Source organism: Enterococcus mundtii (assembly GCF_013394305.1).
Lineage (GTDB): Bacteria > Bacillota > Bacilli > Lactobacillales > Enterococcaceae > Enterococcus_B > Enterococcus_B pernyi.
This window is the reverse complement of record NZ_AP019810.1, coordinates 2,414,570-2,435,588: the sequence shown is the minus strand read 5'-3', so window position 1 is coordinate 2,435,588 and position 21,019 is coordinate 2,414,570. Positions and strand designations below refer to the sequence as shown.

19 protein-coding genes and 1 pseudogene are annotated in these 21,019 nt (G+C 39.7%); 3 read left to right on the top strand and 17 right to left on the bottom strand.

Annotated features, from left to right (window positions below):
* Positions 1 to 105: 105 nt before the first annotated feature.
* A complete protein-coding gene (gene clpP / locus HZ311_RS11715) occupies positions 106 to 699 on the top strand; it encodes an ATP-dependent Clp endopeptidase proteolytic subunit ClpP (RefSeq protein WP_010736070.1) in 594 nt (197 codons plus the stop codon).
* Between the two features lie 82 nt (positions 700 to 781).
* Here clpP and HZ311_RS11710 read toward each other — a convergent pair whose 3' ends face one another.
* The 3 genes from HZ311_RS11710 to efrA form a co-directional block, all read right to left on the bottom strand.
* A complete protein-coding gene (locus tag HZ311_RS11710; protein ID WP_010736071.1) occupies positions 782 to 1,270 on the bottom strand; it encodes a gamma carbonic anhydrase family protein in 489 nt (162 codons plus the stop codon).
* A 72-nt stretch (positions 1,271 to 1,342) separates the two neighbouring features.
* The gene (gene efrB, locus HZ311_RS11705; protein WP_062805557.1) at positions 1,343 to 3,103 is read right to left on the bottom strand and encodes a multidrug efflux ABC transporter subunit EfrB; all 1,761 of its coding nucleotides are present in this window, start codon (positions 3,101 to 3,103) and stop codon (positions 1,343 to 1,345) included.
* Positions 3,100 to 4,830, bottom strand: coding sequence for a multidrug efflux ABC transporter subunit EfrA (gene efrA / locus HZ311_RS11700; RefSeq protein WP_010736073.1), 1,731 nt, complete (start codon positions 4,828 to 4,830; stop codon positions 3,100 to 3,102). Before efrA ends, efrB begins: the two co-directional genes overlap by 4 nt.
* A 384-nt stretch (positions 4,831 to 5,214) precedes the next feature.
* Between efrA and HZ311_RS11695 the strand changes: the two genes are divergently transcribed.
* The gene (locus tag HZ311_RS11695; RefSeq protein WP_010736074.1) at positions 5,215 to 5,427 is read left to right on the top strand and encodes a DNA-directed RNA polymerase subunit epsilon; all 213 of its coding nucleotides are present in this window, start codon (positions 5,215 to 5,217) and stop codon (positions 5,425 to 5,427) included.
* Between the two features lies 1 nt (position 5,428).
* Entirely contained in the window at positions 5,429 to 7,108 is a 1,680-nt protein-coding gene (rnjA, locus tag HZ311_RS11690) for a ribonuclease J1 (protein WP_010736075.1), read from the top strand.
* Positions 7,109 to 7,439: 331 nt separating this feature from the next.
* Here the strand turns inward: rnjA and HZ311_RS11685 are convergent, their stop codons facing one another.
* The 14 genes and pseudogenes from HZ311_RS11685 to HZ311_RS11620 all read right to left on the bottom strand — a co-directional run bounded on the left by HZ311_RS11685 (position 7,440) and on the right by HZ311_RS11620 (position 21,017).
* The gene (locus HZ311_RS11685; protein WP_010736076.1) at positions 7,440 to 7,640 is read right to left on the bottom strand and encodes a cold-shock protein; all 201 of its coding nucleotides are present in this window, start codon (positions 7,638 to 7,640) and stop codon (positions 7,440 to 7,442) included.
* Between the two features lie 149 nt (positions 7,641 to 7,789).
* Positions 7,790 to 8,026, bottom strand: a pseudogene (locus HZ311_RS11680) (JAB domain-containing protein); the annotation flags it as partial.
* Positions 8,027 to 9,031: 1,005 nt separating this feature from the next.
* Complete coding sequence (locus HZ311_RS11675) at positions 9,032 to 9,409, bottom strand: hypothetical protein (RefSeq protein WP_169058396.1); 378 nt, start codon at positions 9,407 to 9,409, stop codon at positions 9,032 to 9,034.
* Positions 9,406 to 9,933: a hypothetical protein gene (locus HZ311_RS11670; protein ID WP_169058395.1), complete on the bottom strand. Its 528-nt coding sequence runs from the start codon at positions 9,931 to 9,933 to the stop codon at positions 9,406 to 9,408. The genes HZ311_RS11675 and HZ311_RS11670 overlap by 4 nt, the downstream gene beginning before the upstream one ends.
* Positions 9,934 to 10,118: 185 nt before the next feature.
* On the bottom strand, positions 10,119 to 11,012 hold the full coding sequence (locus tag HZ311_RS11665; protein WP_178946715.1) for a peptidoglycan recognition protein family protein: 894 nt from the start codon (positions 11,010 to 11,012) through the stop codon (positions 10,119 to 10,121).
* Positions 11,013 to 11,079: 67 nt separating this feature from the next.
* The gene (locus tag HZ311_RS11660) at positions 11,080 to 11,337 is read right to left on the bottom strand and encodes a holin (protein ID WP_178946714.1); all 258 of its coding nucleotides are present in this window, start codon (positions 11,335 to 11,337) and stop codon (positions 11,080 to 11,082) included.
* A gap of 1 nt (position 11,338) precedes the next feature.
* A complete protein-coding gene (locus HZ311_RS11655; RefSeq protein ID WP_178946713.1) occupies positions 11,339 to 11,572 on the bottom strand; it encodes a hypothetical protein in 234 nt (77 codons plus the stop codon).
* Positions 11,573 to 11,582: 10 nt separating this feature from the next.
* Positions 11,583 to 11,711: an XkdX family protein gene (locus HZ311_RS11650; protein ID WP_178946712.1), complete on the bottom strand. Its 129-nt coding sequence runs from the start codon at positions 11,709 to 11,711 to the stop codon at positions 11,583 to 11,585.
* Positions 11,704 to 12,051 carry a hypothetical protein gene (locus HZ311_RS11645; RefSeq protein ID WP_178946711.1) on the bottom strand — a complete coding sequence of 116 codons (348 nt, stop codon included), beginning with the start codon at positions 12,049 to 12,051 and terminating at the stop codon, positions 11,704 to 11,706. The genes HZ311_RS11650 and HZ311_RS11645 overlap by 8 nt, the downstream gene beginning before the upstream one ends.
* Positions 12,052 to 12,063: 12 nt before the next feature.
* Positions 12,064 to 14,250, bottom strand: coding sequence for a BppU family phage baseplate upper protein (locus tag HZ311_RS11640; RefSeq protein WP_232092488.1), 2,187 nt, complete (start codon positions 14,248 to 14,250; stop codon positions 12,064 to 12,066).
* On the bottom strand, positions 14,251 to 15,297 hold the full coding sequence (locus HZ311_RS11635; RefSeq protein WP_178946710.1) for a pectinesterase: 1,047 nt from the start codon (positions 15,295 to 15,297) through the stop codon (positions 14,251 to 14,253).
* Entirely contained in the window at positions 15,297 to 16,325 is a 1,029-nt protein-coding gene (locus tag HZ311_RS11630; protein WP_178946709.1) for a phage tail protein, read from the bottom strand. Before HZ311_RS11630 ends, HZ311_RS11635 begins: the two co-directional genes overlap by 1 nt.
* An 8-nt stretch (positions 16,326 to 16,333) precedes the next feature.
* A complete protein-coding gene (locus HZ311_RS11625; RefSeq protein ID WP_178946708.1) occupies positions 16,334 to 17,173 on the bottom strand; it encodes a phage tail domain-containing protein in 840 nt (279 codons plus the stop codon).
* A complete protein-coding gene (locus tag HZ311_RS11620) occupies positions 17,166 to 21,017 on the bottom strand; it encodes a tape measure protein (RefSeq protein WP_178946707.1) in 3,852 nt (1,283 codons plus the stop codon). The genes HZ311_RS11625 and HZ311_RS11620 overlap by 8 nt, the downstream gene beginning before the upstream one ends.
* Positions 21,018 to 21,019 lie beyond the last annotated feature (2 nt).

The following is a 21,019-nucleotide window of genomic DNA, read 5'->3' as shown; positions in this document are numbered from 1 at the left end:
TTTTTTCATTTGACCTTTATTGACCAAAAATGTATACTACTTTGTAGGTAATCAAAATCAATTTATGTTACACTATTTCTAAACAAATCAAGGAGGAACCTTATTATGAATTTAATTCCTACAGTTATTGAACAATCCTCACGTGGGGAAAGAGCCTACGATATTTACTCACGTTTATTGAAAGACCGCATCATCATGTTGAGTGGACAAGTAACAGATGATTTAGCAAACTCAATCATCGCACAATTGCTATTTCTAGATGCACAAGATTCTGAAAAAGACATTTACATCTATATCAACTCACCTGGTGGTTCTGTGACTGCTGGAATGGCCATCTATGACACAATGAATTTTGTCAAAGCAGATGTCCAAACAATCGTTATGGGGATGGCTGCTTCAATGGGAAGTTTCTTATTGACTGCCGGAACAAAAGGAAAACGATTTGCTTTACCAAATGCTGAAATCATGATCCACCAACCACTTGGTGGCGCACAAGGACAAGCAACAGAAATCGAAATCGCTGCACGTCATATCTTACAAACCCGCGAACGTTTGAATAAAATCTTAGCGGAACGTACTGGTCAACCAATCGAAGTGATTGAAAAAGACACAGATCGTGACAACTATATGACTGCTGAACAAGCCAAAGCATATGGCTTGATCGATGAAGTCATGGAAAACAGTGCTTCATTAAGCTAATCAACCTATCAAGATCAAAAAAGAAGGCCTTCATCCTTGGATGACAGACCTTCTTTTTTTGCTGTAAAAACATGTGTTAAAACTATTGTTGCCATTCTTTGAAGAATCCATCTGCATGTTTTTGTCCCATTTCGATATAATGTGTGATATTCTGTTTATTTTTTTGGATTTCTTCTTCTGTTAACGGACGGATTACCTTGGCTGGTCGACCAAAAGCTAAAACATTCGGTGGGATGATTTTTCCTTCTGTCACAAGTGAGCCTGCTCCGATCAAACTATTCTCACCGATGACTGCATGGTTCAAAACAGTCGCTCCCATACCGATCAACGCACCCTTTTCGATTTTACAACCATGCAGCATACATTGGTGTCCGACTGTGACATTTTCAGCGATCTCAACTGGTGCATCATGATCAACGTGTATGACTGTTCCGTCTTGTATATTGGTTCCTTTGCCGATCTTGATCCAATTGCTGTCGCCACGAACCACTGCTTGGTACCAAACTGTGACATCTTCTCCTAATTCTACATCACCGATAACCGTCGCATTATCTGCTATAAACCTTGCCATCTTTTTCCCTCTTTTCATTTATTGAAGAAAAAAGGTCCTAGAAGGCTGTTCGCCCCTAGAAACCTCTTGTCATTATTCCGCTGCTTCAGCAAATTGGCTGTTATAAAGTTTCTCATAGAAACCGCCTTTTGCTAATAAACTTTCATGTGTTCCTTTTTCAATGATTTGACCTTGATCCATCACTAAGATCAGATCGGCTTCACGGATCGTTGATAGACGGTGAGCGATCACAAAACTCGTTCGTCCTTCCATCACTTTATCCATTGCTTTTTGGATCAACGCTTCAAGTCTCGTATCAACGGAACTAGTCGCCTCATCCAGAATCAATATCTTCGGATCGGAAACAACCGCACGAGCAATCGTCAGCAATTGTTTTTGTCCCAACGAGACATTATCTCCTTCTGAATTGATCTCCATTTCATAACCATCAGGCATCGTTCGGATAAAATGATCGACATTCGCTGTTTTCGCTGCATCAACGATCTCATAATCCGTTGCATCTAATTTACCAAAACGAATGTTGTCGGCAATCGTTCCCTCGTACAACCAAGCATCTTGCAGTACCATCCCAAACATGGAACGAACATCACTTCGGCTCATCGCTTTCGTATCAATACCATCAATTTTGATCGCGCCATGCGTCACATCATAAAAACGCATCAATAAGTTGATCAATGTTGTTTTCCCAGCGCCCGTCGGTCCGACAACTGCCACCATTTGTCCAGCTTTCACCTCAAAGTTCAAGTCTTGGATCAAAGGTTTCTTCGGATCATAAGCAAAATCGACATGTTCAAACGAAACATTTCCATGGATCGTTTCTGGCAAAGGAACATCGGTCTTGTTTTCTTTTTCCTCAGGTTCATCTAAAATCTCAAATACCCGTTTCGTGGCTGCGGATGCACTTTGCAATACGGAGGATAATTGCGTCACATTACCCATTGGTTGGCTGATTTGCCAAATATATTGGATAAAGGCTTGTAATTGCCCAACCACAATGACTCCAGAAATTACATAAAAGCTTCCTAAAACTGCCATACCGATATACGTAGCGTAGGCAGTTAATTGTACTAACGGCATCATCAATCCAGAAATAAAGGCTGCTCGAAACCCAAAATGTTTCAAGCTATGGTTGACCTTATGAAATCCTTCAAATGTTTCTTTCTCACGACCGTATACTTTTAACACACTGAATCCAGTCATGTTTTCCTGAACATAGCCATTTAATTCACCTAAAGAATTTTGCATTTCTTGGAAATATTTTTGAGAAGCATTGATCACTCGTTTAGATATCCAAATTGACGCTGGAATCATGATCATTGAAATCAACGCCATGACCGGTTGGATATAAAACATCATCGCTGCTGCCATCGTGATGCCCAAAATAGCATTGACAATACCGATAAAGGCTTGTTGCAAGGCGCCACTAACTGCATCTACATCATTCGTTACACGAGATAAAATATTTCCTTGTTGATTTTTATCGAAATAAGAAACCGGCAAACGATTGATTTTTTCTTCAATATCTCTACGCAAGTCTTTCATGGCACTCTGAACAACATTTGTCATCAATACCCCAGAAAGCAATTGAGAAATACTATAACCGGTACCAACCACCGCGATCCAAATCAAACAGTTGATGATATAAGAAAAATTGATTGCCTCATTATTCACTAGATTTTTGCTGATTTCTGTTGTTGGAAGCCCGACGACATAAGGCAATGCCGCATTGAAAGCCACCGTTAAAAATGTAAATAGTAGCACTAAGATAAACGTCAATCGGTAAGGACGGATATAGCGAGCTAAACGTTTAAAAGAAGCGAAGGTTTTTTTCATGCTAGTTCCTCCTTCGATAATTGAGAAGCGGCAATGTCGTAATAAATCGGACAATTTTCTAGTAGTTCACGATGCGTGCCCATACCTACTACTTCTCCTTCATTTAATACGATGATCTTATCGGCGTGCATGATAGTACCCACACGTTGGGCAACAATCAATACGGTTGATTCAGTTGTTTCTTTTTTCAATCTTGCACGAAGTTTTGCATCCGTTTGATAATCAAGTGCTGAAAAACTATCATCGAAAATATAGATTTCTGGTCGGCGGATGATTGCCCGAGCAATGGCTAACCTTTGTTTCTGCCCACCTGAGAAGTTTGCGCCACCTTCAGAAAGATGTTCATCATAACCGTCCGCTTTTTTAGAAATAAAATCAGTCGCCTGCGCAATATCAGCCGCACGTTCCATTTCCTCTTGCGTTGCATCTTCTTTTCCGTATCTCAAGTTTTCAGCGATCGTCCCAGTAAACAATAGTGCTTTCTGTGGAATAAACCCGATTTTTTGTCTTAGTTTACTCAACTTGTACTTACGCACATCTACACCGTCAATCAGGATCTCACCATGAGTAACATCATAAAAACGTGGAATCAATTGGATCAATGTAGACTTCCCACTACCTGTACTACCAATAAATGCCACTGTTTCGCCAGGTGAAGCAGTAAAGCTGACGTTACGGATCACTGGTTCTTGCGAATGTCCAGGGTAAGCGAAGGTCACATTTTTAAATTCAATGTAGCCTTTCGTTTTTGTTTCCGCTATGCCATTTGGATCTTCAACAATAGCAGGCGTAGCATTTAAAGCTTCTTGGATACGACTAGCAGAGACTGCTGCTCGCGGATACATCATAAACACACTCGCAAACAACATAAATGAAAACAACGCGTGGAAAATATATTCAATAAAAGCAATTAGATTCCCTACTTGCAACTGTCCATCTGCAATTTGTAGCGTGCCACTCCAAATAATCAAAATCATCACGATATTGAATAAAAAGAAAAAGCCAGGTTGGGCAACTGCCATTAAGCGAAAGAGACTTTTAGAACTTGAAGCATAGTTCTCGTTGACTTTTTCAAATCTTTTTTCTTCGAATTTTTCATTTACAAACGCGCGGATAACGCGTAGACCTGATAGGTTTTCACGTAAGATACTATTGATTCTGTCTAAATTCTTTTGTTGGATTTTTGATAAAGGTTCAGAAAATTTAGCAATCCCAACAACAGCTAATAATAAGAATGGTAATGCACCAATCACGTATAAACCAAGAGATGGACTTGTTCGCATAACCATATACAAACTAACAACAAACATCATCGGTGCCATAAAACCGATTCTTAAAATATTTTGTAGAAACAACATGATTTGATACGCATCATTGGTCGTACGAGTGATCAATGATGATACGCCTAGTGTTTCATACTCTTGATGTGAATACGTTTGGATATGTTTGAACAGATCATCACGAATGTCTGCAACGATATTCGTCGTGATCCTTGACCCAAAATAACCTAAAAATATATTCATTATGATCCCGATCACAGTGATCACGATCATCAATAGTCCTTGTTGTTTCACATAGTCAAAATCATCGTTGAGGATTCCAACATCGATCATGCGTGCTAAAATAGTTGGTAGACCTAGTTCGATCAGAATAAAGCCGAACACACAAATAAAATTCAACACCAAATATTTTTTGTAGCGCATGGTGTAATGCCACATTAACTTCACTTTATCATCTCCTTTAAATATTCTATCTTGCCATTACTTTCAATAGTAGCACAATCTACTACTTTATAGAACACTACATTTTTTAAAAAGAAATTTTTCTGAAAAATATTTTCTCTTCGTACGTTTTTTCATTTTACAGTGACCGTTTTCTATACTTATCTCTTGATTTATGCTAGAATAGCAATTAACTATTGTATGTTTCATACAGAGGATCCGAGTAAAAAATATTCCAATTGGATAAGCAAATGCGAGGCTTGTCTCTTTAAGGAGAATCAAGTATTTTTCTTAAAGTATAAAAAAACACAGGTGGCTTGTCCCCTCGTTTTGTGTTGTCCAAAAAATACGCTAAATTACTGCTTTAAGCAGATAAAGGAGACATAAACCATGATTTACAAAGTTTATTATCAAGAGTCAAAAATCCGTAACCCAAAACGTGAAGAAACACAATCGCTATACATCGAAGCAAACAGCGATGTTGAAGCACGCCAACGAGTGGAAGAAAATACCCCATACAATATCGAATTCGTACAACTTCTAGAAGGTAATCATCTAGAATACGAAAAAGAAAACCCAGCATTCACATTAGTGGAGTTTTAAGATGAAACTTTCCATCAAAAATAATGAGACAGGCGTCTTTGCGATTGGTGGATTAGGTGAAATCGGGAAAAATACGTATGGGGTACAATTCCAAGATGAAATCATTATCATCGACGCTGGAATCAAGTTTCCAGAAGATGAACTGCTTGGCATTGACTACGTCATTCCTGATTACAACTATATCGTACAAAACATACACAAAATCAAAGCTTTAGTGATCACTCATGGACACGAAGACCATATTGGTGGGATACCTTACTTATTAAAGCAAGCAAATATCCCGATCTACGCTGGCCCTCTAGCTTTAGCTTTGATCACAAATAAACTGGACGAACATGGCTTACTTCGTGACGCTGTGCTAAATGAAATCAATGAAGACACTGTGATCCGTTTCAGAAAAACATCCGTCAGCTTTTTCCGAACGACCCATAGTATTCCGGATGCTTTAGGTGTGGTTGTCAAAACACCTTCTGGTAACATCGTGGCTACTGGAGATTTCAAGTTCGATTTTACACCTGTAGGAGAACCAGCAAATTTGCATAAAATGGCTCGTATCGGAGAAGAAGGCGTTCTTTGCCTCCTTTCAGATAGTACCAATGCAGAGATTCCAACGTTTACGAAATCAGAAAAAACGATTGGCCTTTCTATTTTGAAAATATTTGAGAAAATCGAAGGTCGGATCATTTTTGCCAGCTTTGCTTCTAATATCTTCCGTCTACAACAAGCAGCGGAAGCCGCTGTAGCAACGGGTAGAAAAATTGCTGTTTTCGGGCGTAGTATGGAAAATGCGATCGTCAACGGACAACGTCTCGGCTACATCAAAGTGCCTGACGGTACCTTTGTCGATGCGCATGAAATCAATCGTTTGCCTGCAAATGAAACAATGATCCTATGTACAGGTTCGCAAGGTGAACCAATGGCTGCATTGAGCCGCATTGCGAATGGTACCCACCGTCAAATCCAAATCCAACCAGATGATACAGTGATTTTTTCTAGCTCACCGATCCCAGGGAATACAACAAGTGTGAACCATTTGATCAACTTGTTGTCTGAAGCTGGCGCTGAAGTGATCCATGGAAAAATCAATAATATCCATACATCTGGCCACGGTGGTCAAGAAGAACAAAAATTGATGCTTCGCTTGATGAAGCCAAAATATTTTGTACCGGTGCATGGTGAGTTTCGGATGTTGAAGATCCATGCCTCTCTTGCACAAGACACAGGTGTACCAGCTGAGAATTGTTTTATCATGGAAAACGGTGATGTATTAGCATTAACAAGTGATTCTGCTCGTTTAGCTGGAAAATTCGTCGCTGGCGATGTCTATATCGATGGCAGTGGAATCGGTGATATCGGTAATGTTGTTTTACGAGATCGTCATTTACTTTCAGAAGAAGGACTCGTTCTTGCAGTGACAACTGTCGATATCAAGAAAAAAGAGATTCTAGCTGGACCAGATATCCTTTCTCGTGGCTTCGTCTATATGCGTGAATCAGGGGATATGATCAATGAAGCACAACGTATTTTGTTCCACGCATTGCGTGATGTGCTAAATGCCCCCGACTGTTCGGAGCATAAATTAAAAGAAGCGATGGTCGGTGCATTACAACCTTACTTGTTCGATCGTACAGAAAGACATCCAATGATCATCCCTATGGTGATGACACCGGATCAAAACTAACTTAAAACCGAGGTTGCGACATAAGTGTTCAACCTCGATAAACAAGGCGCCATCCACGAAAATTGTTCTTCAATTTTTTGTGGATGGCGCCTTGTTTATTGAAGAGGTTCTTCTGTTACCGCCGTTTATTCGGTTTTAGGTGGTGAGAACTAATGTCCTACTCGCGGTTTTTTTATAAAAAAAAAGTGAGACCCACAAAAATATGAAAGAACAATTTTTGTGGGTCTCGTCTTATTTTTCGAGGGAAACACGTTGGTTTCGACCTCTGTCATCAATTATTTGGTTCGCTCCATGACAAAGCAAGCCTCATAACAGTATATTTTCGTATAGATTACGCTTTTTCAACGTTTGTAGCTTGTGGGCCACGATCTGAATCTTCTACGTCAAAAGTAACTGCTTGACCTTCTTCTAATGTTTTGAATCCGTCACCTTGGATTGCTGAAAAATGTACGAATACGTCGCTTCCATCTTCACGTGAGATAAAACCAAATCCTTTTTCAGCGTTGAACCATTTAACTGTTCCGTTTTCCATTAATAATACCCTCCTCGTGCCAAAGCACTTATTTGATTGTAACATTGCTCGTGTACGATAGAGGTGCAACAGATGTTTCAACTTCTATTCCCAAACAAAATTACATTATAATTGTACACTTGGTTGTTTTTTTTTGCAAGAAAGCTACATCATTCTTTTTCCATTAATCCTTCTTCACGTAAACTAAAGTATTGTTTGCTGCCAATAATCAGATGGTCAAGAACTTCGATCCCCATCATCTCTCCACATTCCTGGATGCGTCGTGTCAATCGCATGTCTTGCTTGGATGGAAGAACGTTGCCGCTAGGATGATTATGAGCAAGGACAAGCCGTGCTGCTGAATAACGGACTGCGTAATGGAACACTTCACGTGGATGCGCGATCGTAATAAACAATAGTAAATACCAATAAATGTAACTAACACAAAAAAAACACCCGCTCATATAGAGCGGGCTGTCTTAGGATAAAGAATGTCTGATGTGGATACTTAAATATTACTATCAATTTGTTTTAGATTCAAACAATATGTTCTTTTATGTATACCACTCCGGAGAGTGGCACGGACGTTAACATATGAATATATATGGTCAAGTTCACAATACTAGAGTTTGACCCCGCATTCAAGTAATACGCTTTCCTTGCTGTTTAAAACACATGTGATAGAATCATAAAAAGAGTACCAATGCGCACGCTGAAAACTTCCCCAAGTTTTTAAAACTTTGTCCATTGGTACTCTTTTTTATAATGATGCCTATTCACACCTTATGGGTAACCAGTGATTATTGCAAGTACCTTGTCTTAATCTGAGAATTCTTAAACTTTGATCGAATCTTATTTTAAACAAAAAAATACCCGCTCGAAAAGAGCGGGCCACTAAAGGATTCAATCCGCATTAGTGAGGCTAAGTAAAGCTTACTACTATTTCAGGTTATGTTCAAATAATATGTTCGTTTATGTACCCCGCTCCAAAGAGCGGGATGTAAAAAAAGCAATGTTGTTAGGGTGATACAATAAGATTACTATCTTTTTATCTGTCATTCAACTGATCATTTTGCCTAATAAAACACGTATGTTATAATTAAAGAAGAGAGTATCGATACGCAGCTATGAACTTCCCCAAAAGTTTTTTGCTATCGATACTCTCTTTGTATAATTGCACCTATCGCTAGTTTAAGTCTAACCAAAGTTTATTGCAAGCGTTTTGTTTTTTATATGTTGGGGTCTTAACTATAAAAAAGACCCACTCCGGAGAGTGGGCTTGGAAAAATAAATCATAAGTATCTAGGACAACTTTAGACTACTATGATTTTATTTATCGTTCAAGTAATGTGCTTTATTCTAATAAAAACCAATATCTGCTATATTGTCGAATTTTTTCTGGTAATAACTTTTTAATAAACTAAATACTCGTCTAAAGTATTAGAAAAAATATCTTTTACTTTTGTAATCAAAGTTGAAATACCGTTACGTTCTTTTTTCTCAGATGTAATGTATTTTTTCTCAAATCCAAAGCGCACTACTTCAACTAATATAGCTAGTCCTGTATTATATCCGAAGAAAAACTCTAAAATAGCATGATTTCTAATTTTTGAATTGTCTTTATGTTTATATGCGATCATAATGTAATTCTTAAGAATAAAAATTGGTATAAAAAGCATAGTTACAAAACCTATTTTTATTTTACTTTTTCTGAAGGCTGAATAAGATAGATACATAAGCCCACTATAATAAATCAACATGGAAACCAAGACGATTATAATAGTATTCATTTTATGTCCTCCTTAGAAACCTTTTTATTCGAGATGAATTTCCGAAATCGCTTCTTCTCATCTTTCTTTTTCTCTCTAACCTCAAACGGCTTTGCTTCTTCTTTTTCTTGCAATTTTCTTCTTACATTTATTCTAACATTTTTTTCTTCAACCGTATCCAAATCAGAATCGTCTTTAAAAGTATAAATGATCGCTAAAGAAGCAAATATCAGATATGCTGCTTTTATTATGTATAACATAATTAATTTCACTATTGGATGAAGACCCCCAACTATATTTCCTATAATGTTAAAGGCTACGCAGGCTATTGCGCTTTGTACCATTCTCACACGCCTGGTTTTAGCTTGGCCACCCTTTGGGGATAAATTGTAAAACGCTAACCCAATAGATGATAAATAAGTAAAGGAATACAAAAAAACTGATTCGATTTCTGATACTTGAAATGTATTCACTATAAATGTTACAGAAGATATAACCGTTAGCCAATTTTTTATCGATTTGGCATAGTTCTCATTTTTACCCACACAAGTTCTCCTTGAAATTACCAATTAAACAAATCATACCTTTAGATCTGTATGAAGTCAAACCAGAGTATAAATTATTAATAAGAAGTTAATGTTATATGTACTGCCCCTAACTCGATATACACCCCAAAAAGTTAGAATTAAAATCTAGTTTTAAGGTGTGCACATCAGGCGAGGGCTATTTTTTATCGCTTAGGAATCGTCAAAACATACTCAGGAAATCGAATGTCGATTGTTTGTCCATTGATCGTATTTCCGTTCGGATCGTTTGTTCGTCGCAACATCGGAAAGACTCTTTTCCCTGCAAATTTACGGATATCTAGTGTGCCATCCAAACCAAATCGCAGGCCACTAGGTAATCCATAGGCTGCATTCACATCATCTCTGATAATACCGGCTGATTTGCAACGCCCAATTTCGACATTTGGATTGTCGGCATCCATCCAGAAGACGTATCCCTGATTTAAATACGCTGCACCATTGATTGGCACTAACCACCCAGCAATCCGGAAGATTCCCAATTGTAGCTCATTAAACACTTCTAACTTCCCTACATAATTCCCACTCGTTTTTGGGGGGCTCGCTAAGATAATTTGATCATGGGTTAAGTTATTCCCCGCTCGTAATCGTTCACGAACCGTATTCATGTTAATGCCTGGGCAGATATTCGAGGTATGACCGCTAAATTCGTTATGCCCTAATACATCATTGACGGATAAACCAAAACGTTGCATCGCCGCCTTTGCTCGTTCTTCAAATGCTTTTTCTTGTTCGGCTGTAAATGAACTATTTCCAACAAGGCAAATATGGTAAGTTGGTGTATTATGCCCGCCCACACCATTTGTCACATCATTATCGAAGTAACACCATTGAACGGTACCATCTCGTAAAATGATTTCATGATACCCGCCTGTCCCCCAGCCCAATGTGCCATTCCAATGATTCTGAAACGCCCAAACGTCTCCAGTAGATGTTGCAGAATGATGACGAGCAATTTTAGTTACTTGAGAAACATTTCTTTTGGCATTGGTTGGTCCTAAAATTCTTGAATCGCCTCTTAAATCTACAATTTTTGTCATAATCAATTCCTCCTAATTTTTTTATAAAAAAACAGCCCTTTGGCTGTGTTTTTCCTTTGCTAATTTGTCATTCTTCCGACTGAATAACACTGTTTCCTAAATCAAATAATCCGCCAGCGGCTAACCCTGAAACAGCCCCAGCCCATGCGTAGATTGCTAAATCTTGTGGTGCTAAGTTCACTGCGTAAAGCACACCTAACAAAATACCCGCAATCACATTGATCACGGGTAAGAGTTTGTAATTCTTCATTTGTGTTTTGATTAACCCTGTGACACCTACGACTAGTGGTGTAATAATACTTGAAGCAGCTAAGATTTCTGTCATGTTATTTTCTCTCCTTTCCAATTTGCTTAAAAATAGATCTGATTTGTTCTTCAATAATTGAAAGCCGATTGCCATAGTCAATCTGACTTTTTTCTACACGGATGATCGTCTTTTCTAATTTTCCTAACGTGTGATCAAGTTTCGTGAACATCGCATAAAATTTCGCCACACCCACTATCAACGATCCACCGAGTGTTATAATCGCGATCCACTCCCCGATAGTAATTCCCTCCATAAGTCACCGCCTATTCTACTTCAGTCAGTAGTTTTTTTAATTGTTTTTCAGAAATTGCTAACGGCACAAATACCCGGACTTGTTCGGCAGTGAAAAAACCTTGCCGGTACATTCGTTCAATTTGTTCATAGCTAAACATCTTGGAGCGCCTCCCTTACTTCGGCCAACTGATTGGCAAGTTGGATATCATTCATCATGAGTGTGGCATTCAGTTGTCCCATCTGTTGAATCTGTTCACCTTTACATTCATCTTGCTTTTTTAATTCTTCATACAAACATTCAAGATTTTCCAATTTTTCACGAAGTGTTGCGTTTTCTAATTCTTGCCAACGGTTTTCTGTCGGAATAAAAAACTGATCTGCTAATTCAATTCCTTTTAATGGTGGGACATCTGTATACGGAACAGATATCACACTATCGTCCAAGACTTTCCCAACATACTTCCCGCCTGTTCGTCCATACTGCCAAATTGATTTCATATTTTCCTCCTTTTATGTTGCCAAAACTTCTTTGATATACACTTGATCAACACCCCAATTATTCACTGAAGCAGTGGTAAAATTAGTTTCTGTCACAAGCGTGACACGTTCTCCAGCATTAAACTTTCTTACACAAAACCAGCCAACATCATTGCGCCAATTCAATGAACCAGCAATACCAGCTACACGCCAATCGCTGGCTCCGTTTACACGCATCCCAAGATAAGCATGGTAACTGGCATCGTTCGTTTGACAGGTAAATTTACCGACAAATTGGAGCGCACAGTTTTTTAGAATCGTTAAAGTTTTATTGTCTTCAGATAGTGTAAATAAATCATTCGTTTTTGATCGCTCATTATCATAAGCATACGGATTACCCCAATTTAAAACAGTCCCATCTGAAACGGGTACTCCTGTTAATCTTCCACCAATTAAGGAGATTCCAAAGGTTTCAGTTGATATACGTTCACCTTCAATATAAGGCTGTTCAAGAAAATCCTTTGTCCCTTCAATAGATTGTGGATCTGTCAGACTTACTTTGTCATTCAACCTTTTTTCAGTGTATTCAGGTGTGACATCCCAGCTGTAGTCGTATGGATTATTGCTATCTTTGATACCTTCACCAAAGTACTTGTGCTCAGAAATATCGGGAGTAGCTATCCCTCCTTTTTCTATTTTCAATGAGTCAATCGTTACTTGCCCCATTGTTGCTTGAGGAAATTGATAAATTTGTAACGTGCTAGGTGAAACACTCCCATTCAAATTAGCAGATGTTGGTGTGAAAGTGAGTCTCCATGTATCTGCTAAACCTTCTACTATTTCCATGTCACCAATATTAGAAGTGCTATTGGGACCAGTTGTGTATACCCTAAATGATTGTGTACCTAGCTTGGTTCCTTTCAAAGTTAATGTATACGTTTGATTAGCAATAAATGGTTCAATCATTTCAGCAGAATATACTAAATACTGTCGACTACTTATCGGGAAAGCTTGTTCTTTATTTGCTAGGTTTTTGTTCAAGGAAATCTTCGAAATCTGGTAAGGAGCAATTAATAGATTGGGTTGATAAGGCGTAACAACCGCTCCTTCTTCTATCTTTATATTTCGAAGAGAAATTTTCCCCTTAATTCGACTCGAGGCTGTAACATCTTGTAAGACTACATACCACTGTTGAGGCAGTGTAGTCGCATAAGTTGCTATTTGCGTACCACTAATCGTATGCCAGATATTAGTAGCTGTCGGGAGAGGTCTAACTGTAGATAACATAATATTTCCACCTGGTACGTAGGTATTAGTTAATCGAATATTAGAGGCATCTCCCTCTAAACCTTCATGTAACATAATCTCGGCGCTGATGGTGTATCTCTTGCCATTTTGAAGAGCGGGTAAACGCATGCTTGTATTAAATTTAGTTAGTTGTGCAGATCCATCTAACGTAAAAATGATCTCGCCATCTGGTCCATCTTCAACCGTAGCTCCATTTCCCGATGTAAAATGAGCAGCTGTAATCTTTGGTAACAAATTGGCATTCCCTGAATAGTCGTAATTACCTAAATCAATGCTGTTTGAGTACATCCGTTTTAGATTACCTAGCTCGTTGATTTGTTGCTCAGTTTGATTAATTTTTTCATCCAGCATTTTTACCTTTTCTTCCAAACTAACCGATTGGTCATTTGCTCGAGCAAATAGTTTTTCAATCTCCTGTTTGGTTGAATCCGTCAATTCTTCGACTTGCTGGGCAAACCAATTAAACCCATTGAAGTAATAGGCATCAATTTCATTTGTCGTTTCTTCCAAAGGACTACGATGGATCCTGAACCTAAATCGTCCAGCAGTATCAAGGGACTGTTGATTTGGAAAGTTTACATAAACAGAACCCTCTACAACTCCCTGATACCCTAAAATATTCTCTTCTAATACAACATGCACATGACCATTGACCGGATCATCTACCACAGCTAAATAATCATGTCTCGCTAGCCCATCCTCGGCCGTCTCCAAAGGAAACGTTAATCGAATTGGAATAAGTGTTCCTTTCGGGATAGAAAAAGCCACTCCTTCATTTTTTAAAAAGAAGTCGATTTTTGCCGTTCCACGGTCATGAGAATAAAAAGTGGTCCCATTGTCGATGATAGCTTGTTGGACCGTATCAATAACAATGGGTTTGTTTGCCACCTTAAAAAACTGATTTTCTTCCATTTATAACACCGTCCCTTTAGTTACAATCAATCCGACACCTGCAGTTTGAGTCGCTGTACTAGCAAAACCGGAAGGCGTGTTTCCTCGTAAAGTCGCTGAGTCACAACGAAAACCTACGGTATTTCCAGAACCCGAAATATCTCCCACGTTAATTTCTGCCATAAGTCGTGAATGAATCGCGAGCGCTTGATTCACAAAAGTAGTTCGCCCATAAACATTCATCTTCGATGCCCCGCCACAATAGAGCGCATTATAAGCCGCTTGTTGGGTGGACTCCCCAAATTTACAAGAAGCGATCGCCATATAACCGCCTTGCTCATTCATGATCCCATATCTTCTGCCTTGGAAAATAGGAGCATTTGCAGTATCCACTATTTGAATACCTAAAATTTGAAAATAGCCACTACAGAAGAAGAAGCCAATACTTCTGACTTTTACCGGCAAATCATGAGTAGCTGGCGCTAAGGTTTCTTGACTTTGAATCGTGCGAATAACCAATGAACTACCCTGAATATTCGCTACTCGGACATCTTCTAAATACACCCCGTCTTCTACCCAGATCGTAATCGAAGAAAGATTTAAAAGTGGAATCGTATTGACGGCCATTTGGATGGTTTGAAAAGGTCGTTCCTCTGACCCAATACCTGTCCGATCATCCCCTCGTGTAGCAGAAACGTAGATGTTTAATGTGGCTGCACTAGGTGAAAACAGTTGTTGAATGACTTCGTTAATCTGTTCGACTGAAGCCCCTTGATTGGCTAATTGAAGTTTTAGCTCACGCATACGCCTAGCAACGCCTTGTTCGCCGCTTAATAATCGATCGTTTAAGGTTTGGTGTAGCGTACCCTCATGATCCACTCGTGCATCTACCACTTCATTTGGTGATTTTCCTCCGGCACTAAGGATTAGATTAGAAATTCGTTGGTTGGTGGCACGCTGTTGTGTATGGATTGAGTCGACTTCTTGTTTTGTTTCACGGACATTATGGTTAAATAGTTTCTTCCATTCACTTGAAATCCGATTACTGACTAATTCTTTTAAATTCATTACACCACTCCTTTCTGTCGTAATTGAACCAATAGTTTCGTCATTGTTTTTTTAGTGTTCGAGAGAACCACTTCAGGTGGTTTGTTCGGTACTAAGGGAAATGTTTTAAGCCCAACTACTTGAATATACGTAGAAATTCCCATCGGCTCATAAATAAAGGGAACGTGATCGCCTTTTTGTATTGGCGTCTTCCACTTCAACTTAACGACACCTGAAATATTCGGTGTATCTTGTAGGTCATTTCTCAAGCGTTCCATCATACTTTCCTGATGATGATAGCGTTCATCTCGAACAGGATCTTGAATTCGAATCCCCCATTTTGCCGATTCTTGACTGGTAAGTGTGACTGGAGGGAAAACATAATCACTCTCCCGAGGATCATCTGTTTCCACACCTTCTTTCAACGCGCCAAATCCACGAATCTGGGTTTTTAAGTTGTACGTGTCAATGTCGAATATCACTTCATCCGTATTATGCTTAAATCGAATCGGCTCATGGACTTTTTTGCCAAACGCATCGGCGGACATAAAGCGTAAATGTTTATTGTCCGGAATAACAACTAAACGAAAGTCCTGTAGGACTTCATTGATCAACCGTAAATAATTCGCATCTCCAAAGTTTTCCTTGTCAGTTGCTGGAAATCCACCGCTTAACTGCCAAGTAAAACCGCGAGCACCTGTTCCTAGTATGTGCATCAAGAGTTGCATCGGGGTTCGCCGACCGGTAATTTTATTGTATTGATACCCGTCTTGAATCGTGTAATAGACATGTGTGGCCACAACTTTTTTATACACCGCTTCTCCAACTGCCGACTCTTGCATTTCTTTGATGACAAATTGTTGGCCTTGAAAGATGACAGAAGACTCGTAAGTCACTAAATCATACACAACACGGTTTCGAATTGTTTTTCGAATAACAAAACCGACTTCCCACGTTTCGTTCATTTGCCAGTTTTCATAAAAAGACCCCTGATCGTAATCGGTCAGGAGTTCTTCTTGTGTTTCTTCATAATTTCGAATCGTTAACATTGGTTCACCTACTTATAAAGAAATCGGAAATCCCATTCGGATTTCACACGACTGATATTTTGTAATTCCATGTGATTTTCGCCGGGTGCTAATGTGATCACTCCGTGGTTCGTATCAATGCCGCAAGAGACCCCATTTTTACGTGGATAGACACTTTCTAGCACTAAAGATTCTCCGTAGCGACGATGCAGTGGTGGGTAATAAATAAAACGATCACCGGTGGTTCGATTGAACAAGATAAACTCTCCGTCTGATTCCCCTTCGATTCGAATCGTTAAGTCATGTTCTCTGGGATCAATCGTGAAATCTCCCCCGTTAAAAATAATAAACCGACTCGTTTCATGAGTATATTGATACTCTTCTGCCGCTAAACCTTGCGAAAATTGCCAGTCCTCTTCTAAGTTAAAATTAGACTGAGTACTTGCGAGTGATTCAGAACGGCCCTCAAATACATTGAATAAAACTGTAAAAATAGAGAAGCGTGTATTCTGGACTTCTTCTTTCATTTCTTCAGTGATCACTTTAAATCTTTTCCCTGGCTCCAATGAATAACTTATAAAAAATGGACTTCTACGAAACAGTAAATCCTTTATCTCATTTATAATCAGTTGGGTATTATATTTATTTTCTGTTTTTGTATAAAAAACTAATTCAAATGGGTAGCTATTGAATCGACTATTTATAATTCTCTGTCCATCACTAGCCGCAAAAGTTTCAAATTCATGGTTCATGTCAGGAAAATGAGGGGTACATTTCAAAATAAAATGATCTAATGATCTTTCAGTTAAAAAGTCATTGAAGCAAATATCATCAATATAAAACTTAGTATTATCTCTTAAATTAATCATAGATGCCTCCTCCTGCAGTATAGTTTAACCTGTCATAATCGTTAGCTAAAATATGATTAGTTGAGCTAGCGATTTCTTCCCCATCAAGAATCATTTTATTTACAATGTGAATAGGATTTAGGAACATTTGATTTTTTCCGATGTTGCTTTCTGCCAGTCCTTTTCCAGGCGAAGCCACACGTAAATTAGCCGCTATGTCTACTCCAGAAACTATGTTATCAAGTAGCGTATCAGATACACGTCTTGCAGCTGATGCAACGTTGTTAATACGACTTAATAGACCAACTTCAAGCCCTTCCGATGCAAATGCCCCACTTTCCTTAGTTACTCTTGAGGGACTGTTAATATCGAGTGCTTTGTTGATTGTTGCTGATACCTGATTTGCTACACGATTAGCAGCGGCAATTGCTCCACCTGCACCAGCATTAATACCAGCAGTTAGTCCTGCCATGGCATTTCGTCCTGACTGATTAAGCTGACTTGGTAAGCCGTTAAATGTGCTTACGATACGACTATTAGTATTTGAAGCAGTGCTGATTGCCCCGCCTTGAGTCGATCGCATCCCATTATTTAAATTACTCATGCTATTTCGACCAATTGATTGCATTTGGCTTGGTGTACGATTGAATGCTTGTATGATTCTTGTGTGTGTCTGACTAGCTGTTGTTTGGACACGTCCTTGCTGCGATTGTAACCCTATGTTTAAGCTATTCATAATGTTTCTACCAATGTTCTGCATCTGACTTGGTGTGCGATTAAAGGCCTGAACAAGTTGGTTTGACAGATTTCTCATTGTAGTTTGAGAAGTCCTTGATCCCGACTGAAATTGACTTTCCATGTCGGACATTGATTTTCTGGCAACATTTGCAAGCTTAGAAAGTGAGTTGTCAGCTCCTGTGACAATCTGATCAAAACTTTTTGCCATCGACTTGCTTTCTGCATCAACAGCTTTTTGCATAGCTTGTAGTACTTTTTGCATAGCAGTTACACCGTTTGATTGCTTACCATCAATGCCAAGAACAAGGCCATCGATTAAGTGACCACCCATTTCTTTGTATACTCGTGAAGGACTATTGACACCTGCTTCGTCTTTTGACGCCTGAATAAGCTGATTCATCATTTCTCGTGCAGCATCTACACAACCTTCTTTACCTTCTTCAATTCCTATTTTCATTCCGTCAGGAATTGCCGCTCCTACACCTGGCATTTCCGCTTCCATTTTTTCTCGTAAAGTTTTAGGCATTTCAGAGGCAAACACACCTATTTTTTCAGCTATTTCTTCAAACCCTAGTCCGGTTTCAGCAGAAGCCGCTGACACACCAGCCGCAGCCCCGCGCTCAAGAGCCTCTTCGTATTGCTTCATTTCCTCGTCAGTCAACTGAACTAGCACTGCTAGCTCGGCCGCATTGTCTTCGGTCATGGTGTCAAGCCATTTTGTAAAATTCTCATGGCTCCCTTTGCCTGCACGTTCATGAAGCTTTGCTAAGTTTTCACCGTACTTTTCTGTTTGCGTCGCATTGTGATTCAATGTTTCGAGCATGGATTGTGTAGTTTCTTCTGTTTCATGACGCATTTTCTCGAAGGCATTCTGAGCTCCCTTAGCAAGGGCATCGTAGCGATCAATAAGCGTAGAGACTGCTGCTTGCTGGGATTCAGACAAGTCCTCAAAACTGATTCTGGCTTGTTCTGTCGATTTCTCAACGGCGCTTGCTGCTTTTTCATGCGCTTCTGCGACAACTTCGCCATAATATTCTGTGGCTGCAGTAGCATCTGTCAAAGCCCCCTCGACTTCTCCAAGCTGTTCGGCTACTTCTTTCTCTAGCTTGTTACGTTCACGTAGAGAGATGTTTCCATCATCTTCAATTTCTTTCTGCTTAACCAACAAAGCGTTTCGCTGTTCTCTGAGGGTAAGTTCGTCCTCAATGGCCTGTTTCAATCGGTCCTGATAGGCTTGGGCTTCTGCTTGTTTTTTCATCGTCTCAATGTAGTTGCTCATAGCTTCTTCGGTCAGATTTAAGCTATCTGCTTGTTCATCATATGCTGCATTCAGTCCGGGAACAGCATCGTTTAACTGTTCTGTTAAAGCTTTTAATTGCGCTTTTTCTCCGGCTGACTTATTTTCTTTGTTAGCTAGGTCCTGCACTCTTTTCGCCAGCTTTTGGCTTGCTCCGGCGCTCGCATTAATTTGCGTAATGTTTTCTTTATGCGCTTCTGCGTTACTTTGCGCCGAATTGACGGCTTTATCAGTGGCTTTCGAAAGGTCTTTTAATTCTTTTTTGAATTTCTTACCTTCCTCAGTGCCCGATCCGAACCGTTTGACCAAAGTATAGAGCCCACCGGCTAATGCCCCGACTCCACCAATCACCCATCCAATTGGCCCCATGGCCAACAAAAGAGATTTTCCGAAAGCAATGTTAGCGGCTGTAGATGCGATTGTGGCACCTGTTCCCGCTAATATAGCCTTGCTATGTGCTGCTGAAGCTGCAGTATTGGCTACTGTGATAGCCAACTTGGCTTTATCTACTGCAATTTTTGCCGCTGCTGAAGCCATATCAAGCGCATTTATTGCGACCCCTGCTCTGCTGTCAGCAAGTGCTCGGAATTTTACGGCATTATAAGCGCTTTGAACGGCAGTGATCATCTTAATCCCCGCTGTCTCTTTTGCGTACCCTGCGGTTACGAGTTTTCCAGCTGCCAATCTTGCTTTTGTCACACTAATCCCGTGTTGCGTCGCAATCGTATGAGCTTTTTTCTTGGCAGTAGCTGCGGCAACTGCACTGCTCGTTGAAAGTGTTGTCGCGTTAAATGCTGCTAGGGTAATCCGATACCCAGCAATTGCATTGTTGGCTTTTGATACGACCTTACTAACCGCAATTGCAGTAGCCATCCCTACCAGTGCAGGTGTCAAAGGTTTTACAATCGGTAAAAGTGTAGACAAAGTTGAACCAAAAACCTTAATTACCTTTGTCATAGCACCCATAGAGGTGTCCACCACATCTTTTAGTTTGTTCAAATGACCAGCAATATTAAGCCCAGTCACATCGACAAGCATGTCGTCAAAAGCTTCGATGATATTGGCTAGGTTACGTACAACCGAGGTCTTCACATTCTCAAACGATGTACGGACACCCTCAGAAGCTGTCAAAGCGACTTCTGCAAAACCTCCTGCTTGTTCCGAACATTCAATCAGCGCTGCGCTAAATTCATCAAAAGTGAACAGTCCATCATTAAGAGCATCATAAAGTTCGTTTGCGTCTCCTGAAGCTATTCCCATTTTTTTCGCTGTCTCACTCAAGGCATAGCCCATCGTTTCCTGCAGTGTTCGCCACGATGTCAGATTAACCTCACCACGACTAAGCATGGTGATGTATTGTTCTGTGCCTCGTGACGCTTGCGCTGATGAGGATCCGCTCGCAAGGAAAGCGTTATTTAGTGCAATAGTCAAGTCAGTTGAATCCTCTAAATTCCCAGTTAAGATCGTTAAGCGCTGTGCAGTGCTAACAACCTCATCTAGTGATGTAGGCAGACCGTTAATTCCTTCTGATAGCTTACGGGTAGAGCTGTCAGCTTCCATGGTGCTGTAACCTAATTGTTCCAACACACGTGGATACGAGTTTAAGGTGTCGTAGCGATCGACTGCTTTACCAACGGAGGCGGTTAGCACGTTTGTTGCAATTGTTAATCCTTTAAAAACAGCAGCTCCTGCAGCCATTTTCATGATTGACATGTTCGTTTTTTGTGTATTGTCTTCTAAACCAGACATAGATTTCTTTGCACCGCCCATTGTGCTGGTAAAACCGCTATCTATAGCAGAAAGAATCGCTTTAACACTATACTGTTCCATTG

Coding starts and splice junctions, on each gene's coding strand:
- efrB (WP_062805557.1), bottom strand. CDS start 3,103: ATGAAAAAAACCTTCGCTTCTTTTAAACGTTTAGCTCGCTATATCCGT.
- HZ311_RS11620 (WP_178946707.1), bottom strand. CDS start 21,017: ATGGAACAGTATAGTGTTAAAGCGATTCTTTCTGCTATAGATAGCGGT.
- HZ311_RS11635 (WP_178946710.1), bottom strand. CDS start 15,297: ATGAATTTAAAAGAATTAGTCAGTAATCGGATTTCAAGTGAATGGAAG.
- clpP (WP_010736070.1), top strand. CDS start 106: ATGAATTTAATTCCTACAGTTATTGAACAATCCTCACGTGGGGAAAGA.
- HZ311_RS11710 (WP_010736071.1), bottom strand. CDS start 1,270: ATGGCAAGGTTTATAGCAGATAATGCGACGGTTATCGGTGATGTAGAA.
- HZ311_RS11655 (WP_178946713.1), bottom strand. CDS start 11,572: ATGGAGGGAATTACTATCGGGGAGTGGATCGCGATTATAACACTCGGT.
- HZ311_RS11640 (WP_232092488.1), bottom strand. CDS start 14,250: ATGGAAGAAAATCAGTTTTTTAAGGTGGCAAACAAACCCATTGTTATT.
- HZ311_RS11625 (WP_178946708.1), bottom strand. CDS start 17,173: ATGATTAATTTAAGAGATAATACTAAGTTTTATATTGATGATATTTGC.
- HZ311_RS11685 (WP_010736076.1), bottom strand. CDS start 7,640: ATGGAAAACGGAACAGTTAAATGGTTCAACGCTGAAAAAGGATTTGGT.
- rnjA (WP_010736075.1), top strand. CDS start 5,429: ATGAAACTTTCCATCAAAAATAATGAGACAGGCGTCTTTGCGATTGGT.
- HZ311_RS11660 (WP_178946714.1), bottom strand. CDS start 11,337: ATGACAGAAATCTTAGCTGCTTCAAGTATTATTACACCACTAGTCGTA.
- HZ311_RS11650 (WP_178946712.1), bottom strand. CDS start 11,711: ATGTTTAGCTATGAACAAATTGAACGAATGTACCGGCAAGGTTTTTTC.
- HZ311_RS11675 (WP_169058396.1), bottom strand. CDS start 9,409: ATGAATACTATTATAATCGTCTTGGTTTCCATGTTGATTTATTATAGT.
- HZ311_RS11630 (WP_178946709.1), bottom strand. CDS start 16,325: ATGTTAACGATTCGAAATTATGAAGAAACACAAGAAGAACTCCTGACC.
- HZ311_RS11695 (WP_010736074.1), top strand. CDS start 5,215: ATGATTTACAAAGTTTATTATCAAGAGTCAAAAATCCGTAACCCAAAA.
- HZ311_RS11645 (WP_178946711.1), bottom strand. CDS start 12,051: ATGAAATCAATTTGGCAGTATGGACGAACAGGCGGGAAGTATGTTGGG.
- HZ311_RS11665 (WP_178946715.1), bottom strand. CDS start 11,012: ATGACAAAAATTGTAGATTTAAGAGGCGATTCAAGAATTTTAGGACCA.